Here is a 16,133-nt window from a genome sequence, read left to right as displayed (position 1 = left end):
TTCCGCGCTTTTGGCTACCTTCCGCGCTTTTGGCTACGCTTTTCCGGTGTCGAACCCGCGCTATGTACCTCGACAGTTCCTTGCGGTGCCACGCGACTTTGGTCGCCGGCTCGAACCGGAGTGGGTCACGCCCGACGCGACGTACGATCAGCGTCGGCTCGCTCAGCTGGATGCTTCCAAGCTCCAGCACCAAATCGCGTACGGGGTGACAGAGCTGTACCTAAAGCCGCCGCGGTCAACGAAAATCTCGGATCTGGCCAAGGCACTAAACGTTGAGTACAACCGGCTACAGAAGGTGTTGTCGGGCGCCGTGGTCATGCAGTTCGAGGACTTCAGCCGACTCCGACAGATCATTGGCCACCAGATGGACTACTGGATCCTCAGAGGGCCCGCCGCAAAGTACGTGCGTGCCGTTGAGGCGGACATGCGGCGTCGGCAGGACCGAGCTCAATGATCGACCAGGCCCGTAGGTCAGGTATTAACAGGACTTAGCGGTTGCCGCCAGGAGGCAGTCACCGCCTTCGTTCCATAGCGGACCGGCCACCGTTTGACGGTGGCGGTCGCGCCGAAGAACTTGCTCGCCTGTTCATGAGGCGCACGCTATTTCGCTGGATCACTCCCGGCGATCCCTAGCATTCTCTGTCAGTGCGGACTATGGTCCGCATGACTAGTGTCGTCACCGTCGAGAGCATGAACGAAGGGAAGGAACGTGAGAGACAGCGAGGTATCTCCGTGGGCGAGCATCGTCGGCCCTTGCTACACCTCCAAGAGCTGCGCGGACGAACTTGGGCTGACCGTCCCGGGGCTCGTCAGGGCGACCCAGGAGATGCGGGCGCTCCGGCTGACAACGCGTGACGGCATCGAGCTCCATCCCTCTTTCCAGATTCGAGACCGACAGCTCCTCCCCGGGTTGGAGCAGGTGCTTCTCATCCTGCAGACGGGACTCGGCGACCCGTGGACGTGGGCCCAGTGGCTGAATGCCGAAGTTGATGGTCGACGTCATGTGAACAAACTCTGGGCGGGCAATCTCGAGGTCGTCCTGCGGGAGGCCCGCCACGACGCCTGGGCTTGGAGATCATGAAAGCTATCCGGCTCTGGAGCTCCACGCCCCGGACGGCCGCTTCGCGCCGGGCATCTCCGTGTCGTTGCGACGGCGACGTCTGGTGTCTCAAAAGTGCCGCACAAACGTGATTCATCGGCCAGCGGCCGTGCGGTGGCCGGCACGGTGCGCGAGTGACCGACGCCCAGCCTGATGATCTATACCCAGCGCGAGCGCTCGTACACTCCCCCTATGGCGTTGAACCCCGGGGCTCCGTGCGGTCACGCGGCGCGGAGCACTTTCGCCCCCCTTGAGCCCCTGAACGCCGTCGACAACCGTCTCGTCGATGCCTTCCTCACCATCGCTCCGGGTAGTCGAAGTGGGGGAGGTGGTTCATCGGTCGTGACCGTAGCCCCCAGTGGGATGGGCAACCCGCCGCGATCTCTGCACGAGTTTCGCAAGCGGCGAGGCGTCGGAGGTCATAATGCTTCGGTCGAGCATCGGGTAGGCGACTTGCTGGAGCGGGTCGTCGAAGACCCGGTTCAACGCCATCCCCGCAACTTCACGTCCAACCCCGGCGACGATGTCCGCGACCTGCACGCGAGGATCCCCCTTCGAATCTGTCAGACGAATCGCCTTCAGCGCCGCCGACGGCAACGGCACACCCATTGACGAAGGATCCCGCACCATCTCGATGATGGTTGAACGGGTCGTCTCGTCCAAACCGCTGTAATTATCCGCGAGGAATTCAAATGGCGCGCCGCCGAGACGCGCATCCCAGGTAGAAGCGACAGTTGTGAGCGACGGGAACATCGGATCCAATTCACGGATCTGAACGCTGCTCATCCCCTCGTAATGGTGCGTGATATGGCGCGCATCCCAAATGAAATCCAAGACCTCCCTCACCTCACCCTCGCCGCAGTTGGCGCGCGCATCCCGTAGCGCCTCAAAGAACGGATGCACGGTCGGCGCCACGTCTCCAGCGCGAAGATACGTCCTGATCACGCTGTTGTACGAGTCGAGCAACGAAGCCCATCGCTGCTCCCCCATGGCCTCCCTGCCGCCATCGTGGAGCGTATTGGCCATGAGGCGCCCGAGCCCGCTGAAATGAAGATCGAGGCCGTTCCGAGCGGCGTATTCTGCGGGTAGAAGAGCAATCATCTTGGCGACGATGAAAAACGACTTTTCAACGAAGTAGATATTTGCCGTATCCGCGAGGGCGACCAGAGCAATCATCAGGCGCGAGCGATGCTTCGGCTCGAGCGCGAATCGCGACTTAAGCTCGGGAGCCTTGATCCCGGTGAGTGCTCGAAGCATCGCCAAGAAGTTCTCAGCCTCCTCCTGCGATAAGTTGACGCTGCCGTGGACGAAAACGGGGTGGCGACTGCGCATCAGGTTCTCGCCCTCGGATGCGGACTCATCGCAGGCAATAGTGGTCAGCGCTTGCATCGAGAATTCCCCCCGGGTTCGAGTTCATCAGCATCTCACCGTAGACACGTCACGGGAATCGTCGCGCAACCCGCGCGCAGCGCGGCCACATCGGCGGTGGCGTCGGGCTCACCGCGCTTCGTCACCCAAGGCGCCAAGTCAATGCCGGGCGCGCCCCGCAGGTGGGATCTGACAGATTGCCGGCTCTCAAGCTGGCTCAAGATCCATCCCGAATAGAACACAGAAAATATGATTCTGGAGGTCGAAGTGGTCGCGAGTGCACCGAGTCCGTTCACTCCGGGCTATGGCAAGAAGCCCCCCATCTTTGGCGGCCACCGGGAGGAGCTCAACGAGCTCCGCCAATGTTCGACACCGTCGATCTCGGCGAAAACCACTTCGTGGTGGTGTCAGGCCTCCGCGGTATCGGCAAAACGTCGTTCCTGTCTACGTTGCGAGACGGCGCGCGCGACGCCGGGTGGCTTGTCATCAGCGATGTCGCGAGCGCAGGCGTCACGAGGTCGACCATCCAGTCTCTCGTCAACAAGCGGACACCGGAGTATCGAGCGCGCCTTGGCGAGCTGGGGTTTCGGAAAGTCGATGCCGAGGTCACTGGTCTCGACCGCCATCGTCCGGTGAAGCCGCGACTGCGCCCCGATCTCGTCGCATTGTCCGCCGTACTCGACGGGTCCTCGGGCATCCTCATCACAATCGACGAGGTCTCAGCCAGCAAGGTTCGGCTCCGCGAACTCAGCAGTTTCGTTCTCGATGTCTCGCACGCCATCGAAGACGGCGCTCAGATTATGGTCGTCTTCGCTGGGGTGCACGTGGATAGCGCCGCCCTGAATGTGCGAGCGCACTCAGCCCTCCTTCGCCGCTCCCGAACACTCCAGCTCGAGCGACTGTCGCCACCGGAAACGAGAAGAGTGCTCCTCGACACCGCGCGACTCGGCGGCCGCACCATCGAAGAGGATGCGCTCGACAAGCTCGTCTCCCTGTCCCAGGGTTATCCGTATCTCGTGCAGCTCGCTAGTGACTATGCCTGGCGGCATCGATCCTCGGATTCCGCTATCACCGTCGCTGACGCGACCGCCGTGCGAGACAAAGCCATCGGGGCGGTCGAGAGCCGGGTCCTCAGCCGGGTCTATAGCGACCTCTCGAGCGTCGACCAACGGTTCCTCGATGCCATGTCTCAAGACGACTACGACCGCACCAAGATCGCCGACATCGTCAAACGCATGGGCGTGTCTGACGCCTACGTGCAGGTCTACAAGAAGGGCCTCCTCCGAAGCGGCTACGTCCCGACCGCCGGCCGCGGTTACGTTCGCTTCACTCTGCCCCACCTGGGCGCGCACATACGACGCCAGCTCACTGTGGACGGAAGCGACAAACGCAACGACGACGGATGGGCCGCCTATCCCGCTTCCGACCTGCCAGCCTGAGCCACCGGCGCCTTCGACACACCTTTGGACCACACCGAGGACACGGGAGGTCCGCGTTCTCGACGCCCGACAACATCGCGGCCGGCACGCCTGCCGGGCGCGGCGCACGGCGGCAGCGAATGCACCCGCGAGGCCCACCCCGCAGTCGCTCGATCCACCCGGCCCGATGTCGCGGTCAACAGCACCCCTCGCCACCGGACAAACACGCCCTCGCGCTGAAGCACCTCCGCAGCTGCAGGCCCTCAGCTCGACGCCGCCGCGCCGACTCCGACGGGAAGGTTCGATTCTCACGAGGTTCGCGGACGAGATTGGCGAAGACCCGCGGGTCGCGAGGACTGACCGGTTCGCCCCCGCGCCGACCCGCGAGGCGGGCGTATCGGACCGCATAGCCGCCCGCCGGTGACTAGACGCACAACGCGCAAAGGCAATAGCCGTCACGACATCTGCGAGGGCATATACCGTGGCGCAGGGGCCGACCGCGACCGAGGGGGACGCCGCTGAGTCCCGGATGAGCTGAATCCCACGGAGCACGCTGGCGCGGCTTTCGAAGCCGTGCGCGACCGTGGCCGCCATGGGTGGCGTGCGGAGGCGGGCTGAACGCAGCATCTCGCACATAACGGCGGCGAGAAGGCGGAGGATGAACATCACGTCCCCTACCCTGCGGCGACTAGCTACTTCCTCGTCACGTCGCCCGCACTTGCCCCGACTGCGCTGGGTAGTCCCACACCGCCTAGCACGCTCAACGGCGGAGGTTCGGAGCTGGGGCCGCGTCAGACCCGCGTTCGCTGTCCGCCGGTGACGGATGATGCGCGCGCGATACCACCTTGTTGAACCGAACCAGTCGCTTACCTGGACCCACTGCGGATTGGGTGCGGGCAGAGGACGCCTGCCAAGCTCGCTCAGCCCACGCCAAGGCGCCTGCCGAGGTTCAACACTCCACGGATTCGCACAAACACGGGAAAGTCGGCCCTCCAGCCAAGGTCGACAAGTGCGGTGTAGGTATCCATAAGAGAAAAAGAGAGAGCTGGGGGCCCTATCTCTATCTCTCTCTCTTTTTCTTCTCATGAATTACCTACTACCTTGGCAACCTTGGCAACCCTCCTTCCAGCCGCGGAATCACGCGGCTAGATGGCGCCAAGGTGACCTTGGCAGAGCTGGTCAACCTTGGCTAGAAAGCATGCTTACATGTTCCTGCACGGTGGCGGCGCCCTCTTGTCGACAACGCGCGACTGTTTGTCGACAATGCCGTTGCGACCTCGGAGGCCGTCGACGGGGCAGTCATGGGCGTGGAAAGCGGTGTCGACGATGCGCGCCGCGCGTCGGCTCGCCCCCCCCCCCCCCCCCCCCACTTGACGGTCAACCACCGCCGGTGACGCAAAATGGAATCGCGATGCGAGAGGGGACACGTGAGAACGTCTGCTGCAGATGAGGTCTATTCCGAGGTGCGACGTGTACTGCGCGACGGCCTCCCCCCAGGCACCCCACTTCGCGAGCAGGACTTCGCAGCCGCTTTGAACCGCAGCCGCGCTTCCGTCCGCGAAGCCTTCGTGCGCGCCCGAGCAGAGGGGCTCCTCGCCACTCAACCCAATCGAGGTGTTGCGGTGCCCGAACGTTCGCCTGAGCTCCTCGAGCAGCTGTGGACGTGCCTCGGGGGACTGGAAGAGATTCTCGTAGCTCGACTCGCAGCTCTCGCCACGGATCTCTCCGACCTGGAAGACGCTGTGAACGCTCAGCACGACCTGTCGTTTCATCATGCTCTTGGGGGACTTCTGTCACACGAGCCGGTCGGCGTCCTTCATGCGTTGGTTCTTGCCCGCCTCGAACAAGACGAGGACAGCTTCACGGAGCACCTCGTCGACGCCGACGCCTTTCATGTGGCGCATCGCCAGATTGTCGAGGCTGTGCAGGCCTCGACGGGAGAACGAGCCGCGCAGCTCACAGGGGAACACATCCAGGAGTTGATAGCGGCATCTCTTTGGGAGCACCCTAAAGAGTTCTACGGCGTCGACGGCCGCGACCCGAGCTAGCGTGACAACTCGCGCGCGCAGACGCGGGGCACGGCATCGAGCTTACGGCTGCCGCGGCGTTCATGCCGCAAGCGCCCTGTGGCGGAATGGTGGCCGTGGCGACGGGTCGGCTTATCAAAGTGCGCTGATCAGACTATGACGGATCTGCGATGCGTCCGCGTCGGGCGCGTCGAGAAGCTCCTGGAGATAGCAGCTGAGGCCGAAGTACATGCCGCCCCTGACAGTTGCGTACCTCAACGTGGGGTTCGTGTCATCGGTCAGTACGAATTCCAGGTTGGCATTCACTCGGACGTTAATGCCCACGGCTGACCACGCCCGCCGCGCATCGTCGGGCAGCTCGGCGTAACGCGCACTTACGATACGTTCGACACCCGTCACCCCGTCGACCATTCACCCCTCCTTCACGAGCGGGCTGCTGCCCGCAACGCGTCAGTTTCCTCCGCATGCCAGCTGCCGTTGATACGACCGGCCGGTACGCCTTCGGAGATGATCGCCCGGTGCAACCGCTCGCCCGCGACTTTCACCGTTGTCGCCCAGCCGAGCAAAGTCCCGCGGTGTTCAACACGATAATGCGGGCCATCGTCGGTGCGGCGGAGTTCACGGCGGCAACACCGCCACAACCGTGATCCCCGACCACTACGTGGAACCTGCGCAAGGAGAATCACAACAAAGGGGCGGTCGGGCTGCCGGGTCGGTGGAACGGAACGAGCGGGCGTCGTAGCGCTGCCACGACGCGTCCTCGGCGCCTCGAGCGGAACCCTCCGCGGAGGCACGATGGAGTTCCAGAGGTCTCGCGCGCTGACTCCGTCGTCCACACTCACAGCGTTAGCCCGCCGACGTGCAGGGTTTTCAGCCGTGTTCAGGGGGCCGGGGGAGCGGAAGTCAGAACGCCGGTCGCGAGGTGAAATATCGCTGGAACCGGGGCGACCCGAGGGGTCGCCGTGAAGTGACTGGCGGCGCCGCTCACGTCCACTGCCATTCGTCCATCAGTTGAGTGACGGCCTGAACCCGTCGCTCCCTCGCCAGCCACTGCACGGGAGCGAGACCGTCGAGCCCCTCGAGCGGGGTGGTCATCATGATGCTGACGCTGATGGGGTCTTCGTCGCCAAGCGCGGCGAGGACGGCCCTCAAACCAACGAGGGGTCTGTTCTGCATGTCGAACTGCCAGCGCGGGAACGCGTAGCGACCAGTTCGTCGACGGCCCGCAAATAGCTCACCCCGCCGGCGGAGACCACTTACTTCAGCGGAGGTGAGGCCCGCTAGACGCGCAACCCCTGCGGTGGACAGCCAGGAAGCCATCTCTGCCTCGTCGGCGTCCGCTGATATCTGGAGGTAGATCTCGTTTTCGCGACGGGCCTGCGCTGCGAACGCCGAGGCGGGTATTCCGGCAGAGAGGGCGAACGCGAGCTCGCGATCTGTGGGCTTGGGGACGGCGTCCGAGATGTCAGCATCGGTCCGCGCCGGTCGAGCTCCTCGGGCGCGGGCATGGTCAGTACAGAGCGTGATGAGCCAATCACCCTGACGGTAGGCCCGCCCGCGGTCTGCGCAGATTTCGCAAGTTCGCGTCGATTCGTATTGGGCTTCGTCGACGAGGTTCTCGACCTCCTCGCTGAGATCGTCCGGATGGACTGCAAGATCGAGCACCCCCAGCTCCGCGCCTAACCGAACCACCCGGTACCGCGGTTCGAGGGCGGCGATTTGGGCGTCCACCCGCCTGAGCAGGGGCCACCAGCCCTGGTTCACAGCCAGCGTCGAGATCCCGGTACGGTTCAGTCGCTCCATGAGTGGCTGGAGGGAAGGGGGACAACTGCTGTCGGCCCAACTGACTAGAGCCGCGTCCTCAGGTGTCAGATCCACTCTGCGCCGATGACGTCCACCGTCGGTCACAATCTCATCCCGTCGCCCACTGGTCTGCCGAACTGTCCGGACGATGGACACGGAGCGAGTGAATCCAGACTCGACGCGGGCGCATCACATCCTCCGCCTCTCGACTTCCCTCTCGGCCTGGAACGGCAAGGGGTAACTGACCACGGTAGCCCGGCCCATCCCGCTTGTCAGGTGTTCTCGACCGTTAGACATGTCTAATTGAGCCTTTATCGGCATGTCGCCGCGGGCCGTCACCGGAGGCGGCGTCGACCAACGCTCGGCCGACATTGGGCAACGAGAAGATACCTCGCCCGTGCGCCGTTGCTGCCAGCCGTAGATGGTCAGCTCGGGCCGTGCGAACACTTCAGTAGACGACACAACCGGTGCGTGTTCGCTCCGGGCGTCGGTTCTCGGTCCCGTCTCGCAAGTCGGGCCGCGAAGAGCATGTCGCGAGACGGCGGGCTTCAGACGAACCGGCACCGGACCTCTCCCATCGGCCCGAAGTCGCAGAGGAGGTCATCGCCGCCGTTGACCCATACGGGCCGAGTGAAAGATCCTGCGAGGATGAGGTCGCCGGCCTCTAGGCGCGATCCGTGCTGGTCGAGCTTGTTCGCTAGCCAAGCGACGCGCCTGACTGCACTCGCCACGACGCCGGCCGAGACACCGGTTTCGACAACTTTTCCGTTCTTCCACAGCACGCCGGGTATCCAGTCAAGGTCGATCTCGTCGGGGCGCATCCGGGTGGTTCCGATGACGGTGGCGCCGTAGTCGGCGTTGGCGCCAATGGTGTCAACGCTGGTGCGGCCTCGAACCTCCATGCTTGAGTTCAGGATTCCGAGGGCTGGTACGGCGTAGCCGATTGCCGCGAGTACGTCGTCGACCGTGCGGTCAGGGCCCTGAAGGGGGGTACTCAGAACCAATGCGAGTTCAACTTGGACGCGTACGTCCGAACGCCTCTCGCTATCGATCTGGATACGCGAGTCGAAGATGGTGTCATCGAAGATGACCCCGTGGTTCGGATCGGTGATCCCGGTCATGTCCTCCGTGGTTGCGGAAGCGAGCCCTATCTTGTGCCCGACGATCTTGTGTCCGGCTGCAGCCTTCCACTCACTCCACGTCGTCTGAATGGCGTAGGAATCCTCGACCGTGGCATTGGGGTATCGCGCGGTGATGCGCCGGACCGTTCCTCTTTTGCGGTCGGCCTCGACCAATTCCGCGGCGAGAGCTTCGACCTGGTTCTTCGTCAACATGTAGTCTCCGGTCAGCCGTGGAGCTGGTCGCCCAACTTGATAACGGACACCGGCGTCAGGGCGTGAGTGAGAGCGGGCGGCGTACTTGATCGCGTCCGCGACGGTCGATATGGTCGGGGCACGCTTCGGCTCGAGGGCAAGTACAAGCCAGCCTTCCGATGAGTCGGCAGCCACCCAGCTGTCTCAAAGCCTGCCGACCGTCTCGATGTCGTCGAGGAAGTCGCGGGCAACCTCGTCCGAGACTGTTGCACGAGTCCCCGCAATTGCACTCAGGTAGTGCTTCATACGCGGGCCCTGGGAATTGTCATCCGCATCGTCCACAGCCTCCTCGAGTGCGGACTGCGAGGCTTTACGTGCAGCAAACTCGATGTCCGCAGGCGAAAATCCCTCAGTCATCTCCACGAGCCGAACGACGTGGATGTCTTTAGCAGAGTCGGGAATGTACCGACTCCAAATTGCGTCACGGGCTTGCGGGTCGGGCAAGCCGATGGGGATGACGTAATCGAAACGCCCGTGACGCAGGAACGCGGCGTCCAGGGATCGGATGAAGTTGGTTGCGCAGATGAGGAGGCGTCCGGGCTGTTCGCGAAACGCGGGGATGATTTTCAGCAGTTCATTCGTCACCCCTTGGGTTGGAGACGGCGGTTCCCCCTGGCGGTGAGAGGCGATCTCCTCCACCTCGTCGATGAAAACGACCGCATGCTCGAGTTCCGCGATCAGAGCAAACGTTTCGCGCAACGCCCCGGCGAGGCCCCCCGGGTGCGCGGCGAGTCGTGAAGGGAAGACCTCAACGAACGACCACTCCAGACGGGACGCGATTGCTTTCGCGAATGTGGTCTTTCCGGTGCCGGGTGGGCCGAACAGCACAATCGCTCGAGGCGGCACGACTCCGAACCGATCCGCGAGCTCCGTCTGTGCGAGCGGCAGAACGACGCGCCGTTCGAGCAGTTCTTTCTCGCTACCCATTCCGCGTACGTCGTCCCAAAGTCCACGAGGAAGGACGCGCCCGCCAAGCTCGGCTAGTCGTCGAAGCTCCTCACGTTGTACGGGAATGCGGCGCTCGAAGTAGTGCAGGTCCTGCTTCAGCTCGAAGCCCTGTTGGAGGAACACCCCCACCCGTGTCTCTGCGGCGGGCATCAGTGCGGAGAGCTTGGAGATACCCTGCGGTGCCATTCGCGACTCCAAAGCTGCAAGCAGGGACGACCCCATCCCCTCCCGACGTGCGTGGACCGCAGTCGCGAGGAAGACCACCCACCCCTGCGCATGCGCGGTTCGACCGATGGCGGCCCCGACAACTTGATCGCCAGCGACGGCGACCACGGCGTGGTCTTTTGCGCAGGATGTCAGCACCTCAGAGAGGCTATAGACCGGCTCGATACCTCCCCTGGTGACCTCCTCCCAAAGCCGCAGGATGCCGTCGACATCCTCGGCGTGGTAATCGCGGATGCGCCAGTTCGGCAATGCTCTACCTTTCCTCTGTGAGTCGCGCGCCCGTCGCACCCGAATCAGCACGTGATCGTGGCTTCGGCCGAGAATGGCCGGCCGAGGCGTCCTTGCGCACCCTCGCTCAGAAAGTGATGAGCGGCTTGATGATGCCGTCTTCTTTCGTCCCCATGAGATCGAACGCCGTCTCGACGTCGCGAAACGCAAAGGTGTGAGTCGTCATCGGGGTCGGGTCAATGCGTCCTCCCTCGATCAGCCGGAGGATACGGCCGATGCGCTCGCTCCCACCGGGACAGAGGCCGCCGCGAATTTTTTGGTCTCCGTGACCCAGACCAAAGGCAGCGATGTCGATGGGCAGCGGCTCGGGGCTGGAGTGGTAACCAATGTTGGAGAGTCTGCCGCGAGGCTTCAACACGCGGAAAGCGGAGTCGAACGTTTGTGTCGCCCCGAGAGCCTCGATGGAGGCATCGACACCTTCTCCGCCCGTCAGCTCAAGGATTTGCTGCACCGAATCGCCCTGCGTGTAGTCGACAACATCGTCCGCCCCGAATTGGCGAGCGAGGTTCTGTCGGGCCGGAACGGACTCCACGACAATGATCCGACCGGCGCCGAGGAGACGCGCTCCAATGGTTGCCGACAGGCCCACCGGTCCTTGGCCGAAGATCGCCACGGTTTCACCCAATCGCAGCTCGCAATTCTCGGCCCCCATCAATCCGGTTGTAAGCATGTCTGTGACATACACAGCCTGATCATCACTTACACCGTCGGGGATGAGGGCGAGATTGCCTCGAGCGTTGTTGACGAGAAAGTATTCGGCCATGTTCCCGTCACGCGCGCCCGTAGCCTTGTAGCCCCCGAGCATGCCTTCGCAATGCGAAGTGTGTCCCGTTTGGCACGGGTGGCACTCGAAGCACGGAGTGATAGCGCTGACGGCGACTCGATCACCTACGGCGATGCCGGTGACTGCTGAGCCGATGGCATGAACAACGCCCACGGATTCGTGGCCGAGGGTGCGCCCATTCGGCACGGCGATACCGCCGGCGACAGTATGGATGTCTGAGGTGCAGACCATCGCTCTGGTGGTCTTGACCACTGCGTCGTTGGGACCGGGCTCAGGGATGCCTTTCTCCACCACCGCGACCTTGCCGACCTCAGCGAGAACCAACGCTTGCATCGTTTCCATGGGACTCCCTCGTCGCCAACTACTTCATTGTTATGAAAAGTGTTTCATACTGTAGCACCACACGTAAAGCCTCACTACGGGCTCGCCCCAAGCTGCGCGTCAACCAGGCGAACGGCATGAACTCGCCTGCGGCCAACCTGTGCATCGATCACCGGCTGGATACTCCGGCCAGAGATCTGGGCCGCCCGCCTGAATGTGATCACACACGACGTGAGATGTTGCCTGCTCAACCGTGCGAAATGCGGCCCTCTCGATCCACGTGAGTAATTTCGGGAAGTTCAGAGGAAAGAAGCGTCATGGTCAACCACGAGTGAACCGTCTGACCTGGCGCGACGACGACGGCTTGGCCACGTGAGACGGCCCCCGCGAGCCCGTCGAAAGGCCACGCCCGTTGTGGCTCAAGGCCGATCATTCTCGCCCGACCGAACCAGGGGAAGCCGGGGTCGCCGTTCTGCAGCCATAGCCAGAGGAACGGGTGGGCGGCGACGTCCCAACTGATTGCAACGCCGGGCGAGTCCGCACCAGGCGGATTGCGAAGTGCAGTCCACCCGGCAGTGAGTTTGTGCAGGTAAAGCAAACGCACGCCCGGCTCATGCGGGAGGAAACTCACATCGATCTGCGCGCCCGTCCTATTTCTGGCCAGGGGCCATGAGAAATCGGTTGACGTGAGGTCGCCTGGTGTTGCGGGTTCGACGGAGACGGCGGCACCTATGGGCACGTCGACCTGGGCGCCGGGGATGGCGGGAAAGGTGGGGTGATGGCCCCACAGGAACGGGGTGTCGACAGTTCCGACGTTGGTTACGGACTGCTCGACGTGGACGGTCGGCGCGTCTTGGTCCAGCCAGATGGTGCGAGTCAACTCGAGGGGTAGGCGTGCGGTGGTGCGGATGGTGCAGGAGGTCGAGGTGGAGTGCTCGACCCTCACCGGAGCTAGCGAGGTTTCGCCGTGGAACGCTACCGGAACCCCTAGTGCGCTTGACTCCGCTCCCGAGTTCGGAAAAAGGAACTGCCAGCCTGCCCGATATTTCGATAGCCAGTCCAACTCACTCGAACCGTACGACGGTCCGACGTCAGCTGGGAGAGGAGCATCCCATTGGTGGTATGCCAGAGCGTTCCGGCCATCCGCGCCCCCGAAGTAGGTCACCTCGCCGCCACGGTCGGGCGCGAGACGCAGAGTGGCGAACGGTGTGGACAGTGTCAGATTGGTCAACGGAGTACCCCGGTGCTGGAAACGGTGGCGGGAAGACTAGGAGACCTAGTTCTTCCGATGCCCCACGGAGCCGTTCAGCAGAAGCCCTCCGTCGACAGCGATGACCTGTCCCGTCATATAACGCGACTGTTCGGACGCGACGAGGAGGATCGCGTCGGCGACGTCTTCGGGGGTGGCGATCCGGCCCAGGGGGATACGACCCCGGTAGGTGTCCCGGACCTCGTCCGTCCACGCCTCCGTATTCAACGGCGTCTCGGTCGCGCCCGGCGCAACCGCATTCACCGTCACACCGCGGGGGCCCAGCTCCACTGCGAGAGCTCTGGTGAGGCCCGTTATGCCACCCTTCGCAGTCACATAACCGGTCATCTCAGTCGGCGGCTGGTCAGCAACGACGGAACTGATGTTGATGATCCGCCCATACCCGGCTTTCACCATTGTGCGCGCCGCAGCGCGAGCGCCGCGGATGTAGCCCATCAGGTTGGAGTTCAGCAACGAGGCCCAGTCTTCGTCGCTCATATCGAGGAAGGGTTGCACCAAGAGGCGGGCGGCGTTGTTGACCCAGACATCGATGCCACCCCATTCGCTCACTACCCGCTCTGCCGCTGCGTCGATGTCGGACGACAGCCCGGCGTCCCCAGTCATGACGAGGGCGGAGACACCCCGTTGCTCGATCTGCGCGGTGAGCTCCTGTGACACGGATGGGTCTGTGCCTCGGTGAATTCCCGCGACGTCGTAGCCGGCGTCTGCAGCCGCCAGGGCGAGCGCTCTTCCAATGCCGCGCGAAATCCCGGTAATCATGATGCGGGGTCGGTGGTCGGTGGCGTGCATACTTGCCTTTCCTGGCGGACGTAAAAGACCGCTCCGCAGTCCTCAGTACTGTGCGAGTTCCGCGTGAATCGGTCCAGATAGATGAAGAGCGCTGTTCGCCGGCGACCCCTCCGGCGGGCCCACTCGTCGCGTTGACTGGAGTGAACCCGCCAAGGGGTGGCGGTTTGGGCTACAGACTGCGGAAGAGAATGTCCTGCCGCGTTCCGGTTTCGGAGGCCCGGACAATAGCATCGACAATTTCTGCGACGCGGTATCCGTCCTCCATCGTCGCGCCGTGCGGGCCGACGGGGGAATCGGTAGCGATGGACTCAAGCAAATGCCCGAGCTCGTGGACGAAGCTGTCCTCCCACCCGATCATGTGTCCGTGCGGCCACCAGTGTTCCCAGTAGGGGTGATACGCCTCGGAGACCAGCACTGTCCGGAACCCTTGTGCGTTCGCTGCGGGCTCGGACCCGGCCAGATGCAGTTCAATCTCGTTCATGCGTTCTTGGTCGAAGATGACCGTGCCGGTCGTCGTGCTGATCTCGAACCGCATGTGGTTCTTTCGTCCCGGCGCAACGCGTGTCGCCTCGAGAACTCCGAGCGCCCCATTCTCGAACGTGAGCATGGCGTCGAAGGCGTCGTCGACGTCAACGTGACCGCCGGGCCGTTCCTTCGTGAAGGTGTGCATGTTCGCCGACACGGTCTGCGGTTCTCCGACGAGATACCGAGCCAGGTCGATGATGTGCGACCCGAGGTCGCCCAGAGCACCCGAACCCGCGATGCTCTTGTCGAGCCGCCACGAGGTCGGGCTTTCAGGATCGACCAACCACTCTTGGTGGTATCGCGCTCGGAAGTGGCGCACCTCGCCCAGCGTTCCGTCTTCGAAGAGCGTCTTTATGAGACGAACGGCGGGGAAGAAGCGATAGTTGAAGGCGGTCATCGCTTTCACACCGGTTTTTTCGACTTCTGACCAGACCTCGTAAGCCTCGTCGGCCGTCCGGCCCAGAGGCTTCTCGCAGATCAAGTGCTTGCCGGCTCGAGCGGCGGCGATTGTCGGCTCGAGATGCTGGTTGTTCGGTCCGGTGTTGTCGAAGATGCCGATAGACGGGTCCTCTAGGAGGTCGCGCCAGTCCGTAGTCGAGCGCTCGAAGCCGTAGCGGTGCGCGGCTTCGCTCACCGCCGATTCAGAACGACCAGCTACCGCTACCAGCCGGGGCATGAGCGGTGGGGGCCAGTAGGTGTAAGCGATCTTTTTCAGAGCGTTGATGTGCGCGCGCCCCATGAAGGCGTAGCCGAGCATGCCGATGCCGATTTCCGGAATGGAGCCCGCAGCTCCCTTGGCATTGCCCTGGTTGAAGAATGAAGTGGAGTCACTCATCGCGGCCTCACACGAGCCAGAAGTGCTGAGCTTCAGGGTTCATCGGTTCCTTCACGATGAGCGGGCGGAGGTAGTCGATGGCCTTCTCCGCTCCGTCTCGCTCGCTCATTACCGGATCTTCGTGCTCGTAGGACATGACGTAGTCATACCCGACCTCGAGAAGAGCGGTGATGACGCGCTTCCAGGGAACCTGTCCCCACCCGACGACTCGGTACCGAGCCGCACGATGCATGTTCCGCCATGATCCGGTCGAGAGCACGCCGTCGCGGCGAATTTCATCCTCCTGCACCTCGAAGTCTTTCGCGTGCACGTGGAGAATGCGGTTGCCGAAGGTCTTGATAAAGATGACAGGGTCGATCTGCTGCCAGATGAAATGGCTCGGGTCGAAGTTAAAACCCCAATCGTCGCGGTTCAACTTCTCGACCGCGGTCTGGGCGGTCGTGATGTTGTATGCGATCTCCGTCGGGTGTACCTCGTGCGCGAACTTCACCCCGAGCTTGGCGAACTCGTCGAGGATCGGATTCCAGCGCTCGACAAAAAGGTCCCAGCCATCGTTGTAGATCTGGAGGTGCTTGGGGGGCCAGGTGTACCAGGAGCCCCAAACCGTCGATCCGAAGAACCCGTTGACGACAGGAATCTCGAGGTCGGAGGCTGCTTGTGCGGTCCGAATGAGATGGGCCCTGCCGTACTCGAACATCTCCTGCTTGTCCGTGGTTACCGACCAATCATCGAAGCTGGCGTCATTCGGCGGGAGAACCTGCTGGGCAGACAAATGATCGGACAGGGCGGAGATAGTGAGACCGCGCGAGGCCAGCATCTTCTTCAGGTCACGGCCGTACTGGCTGTTTGCGCTCGCCTGGTCGAGGTCGAAGTGCCCTGAGCCATTCCACGTGGTGAGTTCGACGGCTTCGTAGCCGAGGTCGGCGACGTAGCTCGCCACCTGGTCCAACGGCTGGGAATCGAAGAGCGCCGTGAGGATACCGAGTTTCATTACACCTGTCCTCTTCCTTGAGGGTCGCATCAGCATGCCGCATTCAGCACGCACTATCCATCATGCGCG

14 protein-coding genes are annotated in these 16,133 nt (G+C 63.1%); 4 read left to right on the top strand and 10 right to left on the bottom strand.

The genetic code is table 11. The features are described 5' to 3' along the window. Positions 1–46: 46 nt before the first annotated feature. Together F9B98_RS06755 and F9B98_RS06750 are read left to right on the top strand one after the other, a co-directional pair. Entirely contained in the window at positions 47–454 is a 408-nt protein-coding gene (locus F9B98_RS06755) for a hypothetical protein (RefSeq protein WP_150954657.1), read from the top strand. Positions 455–709: 255 nt separating this feature from the next. Further along, positions 710–1,081 (top strand): hypothetical protein, encoded by a 372-nt coding sequence (locus tag F9B98_RS06750; RefSeq protein WP_150954654.1) that lies wholly within the window; start codon positions 710–712, stop codon positions 1,079–1,081. Between the two features lie 351 nt (positions 1,082–1,432). On the opposite strand, the gene F9B98_RS06745 is transcribed toward F9B98_RS06750, so the two are convergent. Then, on the bottom strand, positions 1,433–2,488 hold the full coding sequence (locus F9B98_RS06745) for a hypothetical protein (protein ID WP_150954651.1): 1,056 nt from the start codon (positions 2,486–2,488) through the stop codon (positions 1,433–1,435). A 341-nt stretch (positions 2,489–2,829) separates the two neighbouring features. Here F9B98_RS06745 and F9B98_RS06740 point away from each other — a divergent pair, with 341 nt between their 5' ends. Both F9B98_RS06740 and F9B98_RS06735 read left to right on the top strand, forming a co-directional pair. After that, positions 2,830–3,906, top strand: a complete 1,077-nt coding sequence (locus F9B98_RS06740) for an ATP-binding protein (protein ID WP_225310250.1) — start codon at positions 2,830–2,832, stop codon at positions 3,904–3,906. 1,406 nt (positions 3,907–5,312) lie between these two features. Further along, complete coding sequence (locus tag F9B98_RS06735) at positions 5,313–5,933, top strand: GntR family transcriptional regulator (RefSeq protein ID WP_191966701.1); 621 nt, start codon at positions 5,313–5,315, stop codon at positions 5,931–5,933. 114 nt (positions 5,934–6,047) lie between these two features. Here the strand turns inward: F9B98_RS06735 and F9B98_RS06730 are convergent, their stop codons facing one another. The 9 genes from F9B98_RS06730 to F9B98_RS06690 all read right to left on the bottom strand — a co-directional run bounded on the left by F9B98_RS06730 (position 6,048) and on the right by F9B98_RS06690 (position 16,064). Next, a complete protein-coding gene (locus F9B98_RS06730) occupies positions 6,048–6,323 on the bottom strand; it encodes a hypothetical protein (RefSeq protein ID WP_150954645.1) in 276 nt (91 codons plus the stop codon). Between the two features lie 573 nt (positions 6,324–6,896). Further along, positions 6,897–7,715: a hypothetical protein gene (locus F9B98_RS06725; protein WP_150954642.1), complete on the bottom strand. Its 819-nt coding sequence runs from the start codon at positions 7,713–7,715 to the stop codon at positions 6,897–6,899. 548 nt (positions 7,716–8,263) lie between these two features. Next, the gene (locus F9B98_RS06720) at positions 8,264–9,049 is read right to left on the bottom strand and encodes a fumarylacetoacetate hydrolase family protein (protein WP_150954639.1); all 786 of its coding nucleotides are present in this window, start codon (positions 9,047–9,049) and stop codon (positions 8,264–8,266) included. Between the two features lie 183 nt (positions 9,050–9,232). Beyond that, positions 9,233–10,510: an ATP-binding protein gene (locus tag F9B98_RS06715; RefSeq protein ID WP_150954636.1), complete on the bottom strand. Its 1,278-nt coding sequence runs from the start codon at positions 10,508–10,510 to the stop codon at positions 9,233–9,235. A gap of 106 nt (positions 10,511–10,616) precedes the next feature. Then, the gene (locus F9B98_RS06710) at positions 10,617–11,675 is read right to left on the bottom strand and encodes an NAD(P)-dependent alcohol dehydrogenase (protein ID WP_150954633.1); all 1,059 of its coding nucleotides are present in this window, start codon (positions 11,673–11,675) and stop codon (positions 10,617–10,619) included. Positions 11,676–11,901: 226 nt separating this feature from the next. Continuing rightward, on the bottom strand, positions 11,902–12,534 hold the full coding sequence (locus F9B98_RS06705; RefSeq protein ID WP_150954630.1) for a hypothetical protein: 633 nt from the start codon (positions 12,532–12,534) through the stop codon (positions 11,902–11,904). Positions 12,535–12,930: 396 nt separating this feature from the next. Beyond that, complete coding sequence (locus F9B98_RS06700) at positions 12,931–13,713, bottom strand: SDR family NAD(P)-dependent oxidoreductase (RefSeq protein WP_150954626.1); 783 nt, start codon at positions 13,711–13,713, stop codon at positions 12,931–12,933. Positions 13,714–13,882: 169 nt separating this feature from the next. After that, positions 13,883–15,073 (bottom strand): Gfo/Idh/MocA family protein, encoded by a 1,191-nt coding sequence (locus F9B98_RS06695; RefSeq protein WP_150954623.1) that lies wholly within the window; start codon positions 15,071–15,073, stop codon positions 13,883–13,885. A gap of 7 nt (positions 15,074–15,080) precedes the next feature. Continuing rightward, positions 15,081–16,064, bottom strand: coding sequence for a sugar phosphate isomerase/epimerase family protein (locus F9B98_RS06690; protein WP_150954620.1), 984 nt, complete (start codon positions 16,062–16,064; stop codon positions 15,081–15,083). Positions 16,065–16,133: the final 69 nt, after the last annotated feature.

The sequence above is a fragment of the Microbacterium testaceum StLB037 genome (assembly GCF_008763945.1).
Lineage (GTDB): Bacteria > Actinomycetota > Actinomycetes > Actinomycetales > Microbacteriaceae > Microbacterium > Microbacterium testaceum_G.
Note: the sequence above shows the minus strand (reverse complement) of the source record. Positions and strands in the feature narration are given on the sequence as shown.

Bases quoted from the DNA above. Each gene is read 5' to 3' on its own strand.
- F9B98_RS06745 (WP_150954651.1), bottom strand. From the start codon at position 2,488: ATGCAAGCGCTGACCACTATTGCCTGCGATGAGTCCGCATCCGAGGGC.
- F9B98_RS06740 (WP_225310250.1), top strand. From the start codon at position 2,830: ATGTTCGACACCGTCGATCTCGGCGAAAACCACTTCGTGGTGGTGTCA.
- F9B98_RS06730 (WP_150954645.1), bottom strand. From the start codon at position 6,323: ATGGTCGACGGGGTGACGGGTGTCGAACGTATCGTAAGTGCGCGTTAC.
- F9B98_RS06725 (WP_150954642.1), bottom strand. From the start codon at position 7,715: ATGGAGCGACTGAACCGTACCGGGATCTCGACGCTGGCTGTGAACCAG.
- F9B98_RS06720 (WP_150954639.1), bottom strand. From the start codon at position 9,049: ATGTTGACGAAGAACCAGGTCGAAGCTCTCGCCGCGGAATTGGTCGAG.
- F9B98_RS06710 (WP_150954633.1), bottom strand. From the start codon at position 11,675: ATGGAAACGATGCAAGCGTTGGTTCTCGCTGAGGTCGGCAAGGTCGCG.
- F9B98_RS06700 (WP_150954626.1), bottom strand. From the start codon at position 13,713: ATGCACGCCACCGACCACCGACCCCGCATCATGATTACCGGGATTTCG.
- F9B98_RS06695 (WP_150954623.1), bottom strand. From the start codon at position 15,073: ATGAGTGACTCCACTTCATTCTTCAACCAGGGCAATGCCAAGGGAGCT.
- F9B98_RS06690 (WP_150954620.1), bottom strand. From the start codon at position 16,064: ATGAAACTCGGTATCCTCACGGCGCTCTTCGATTCCCAGCCGTTGGAC.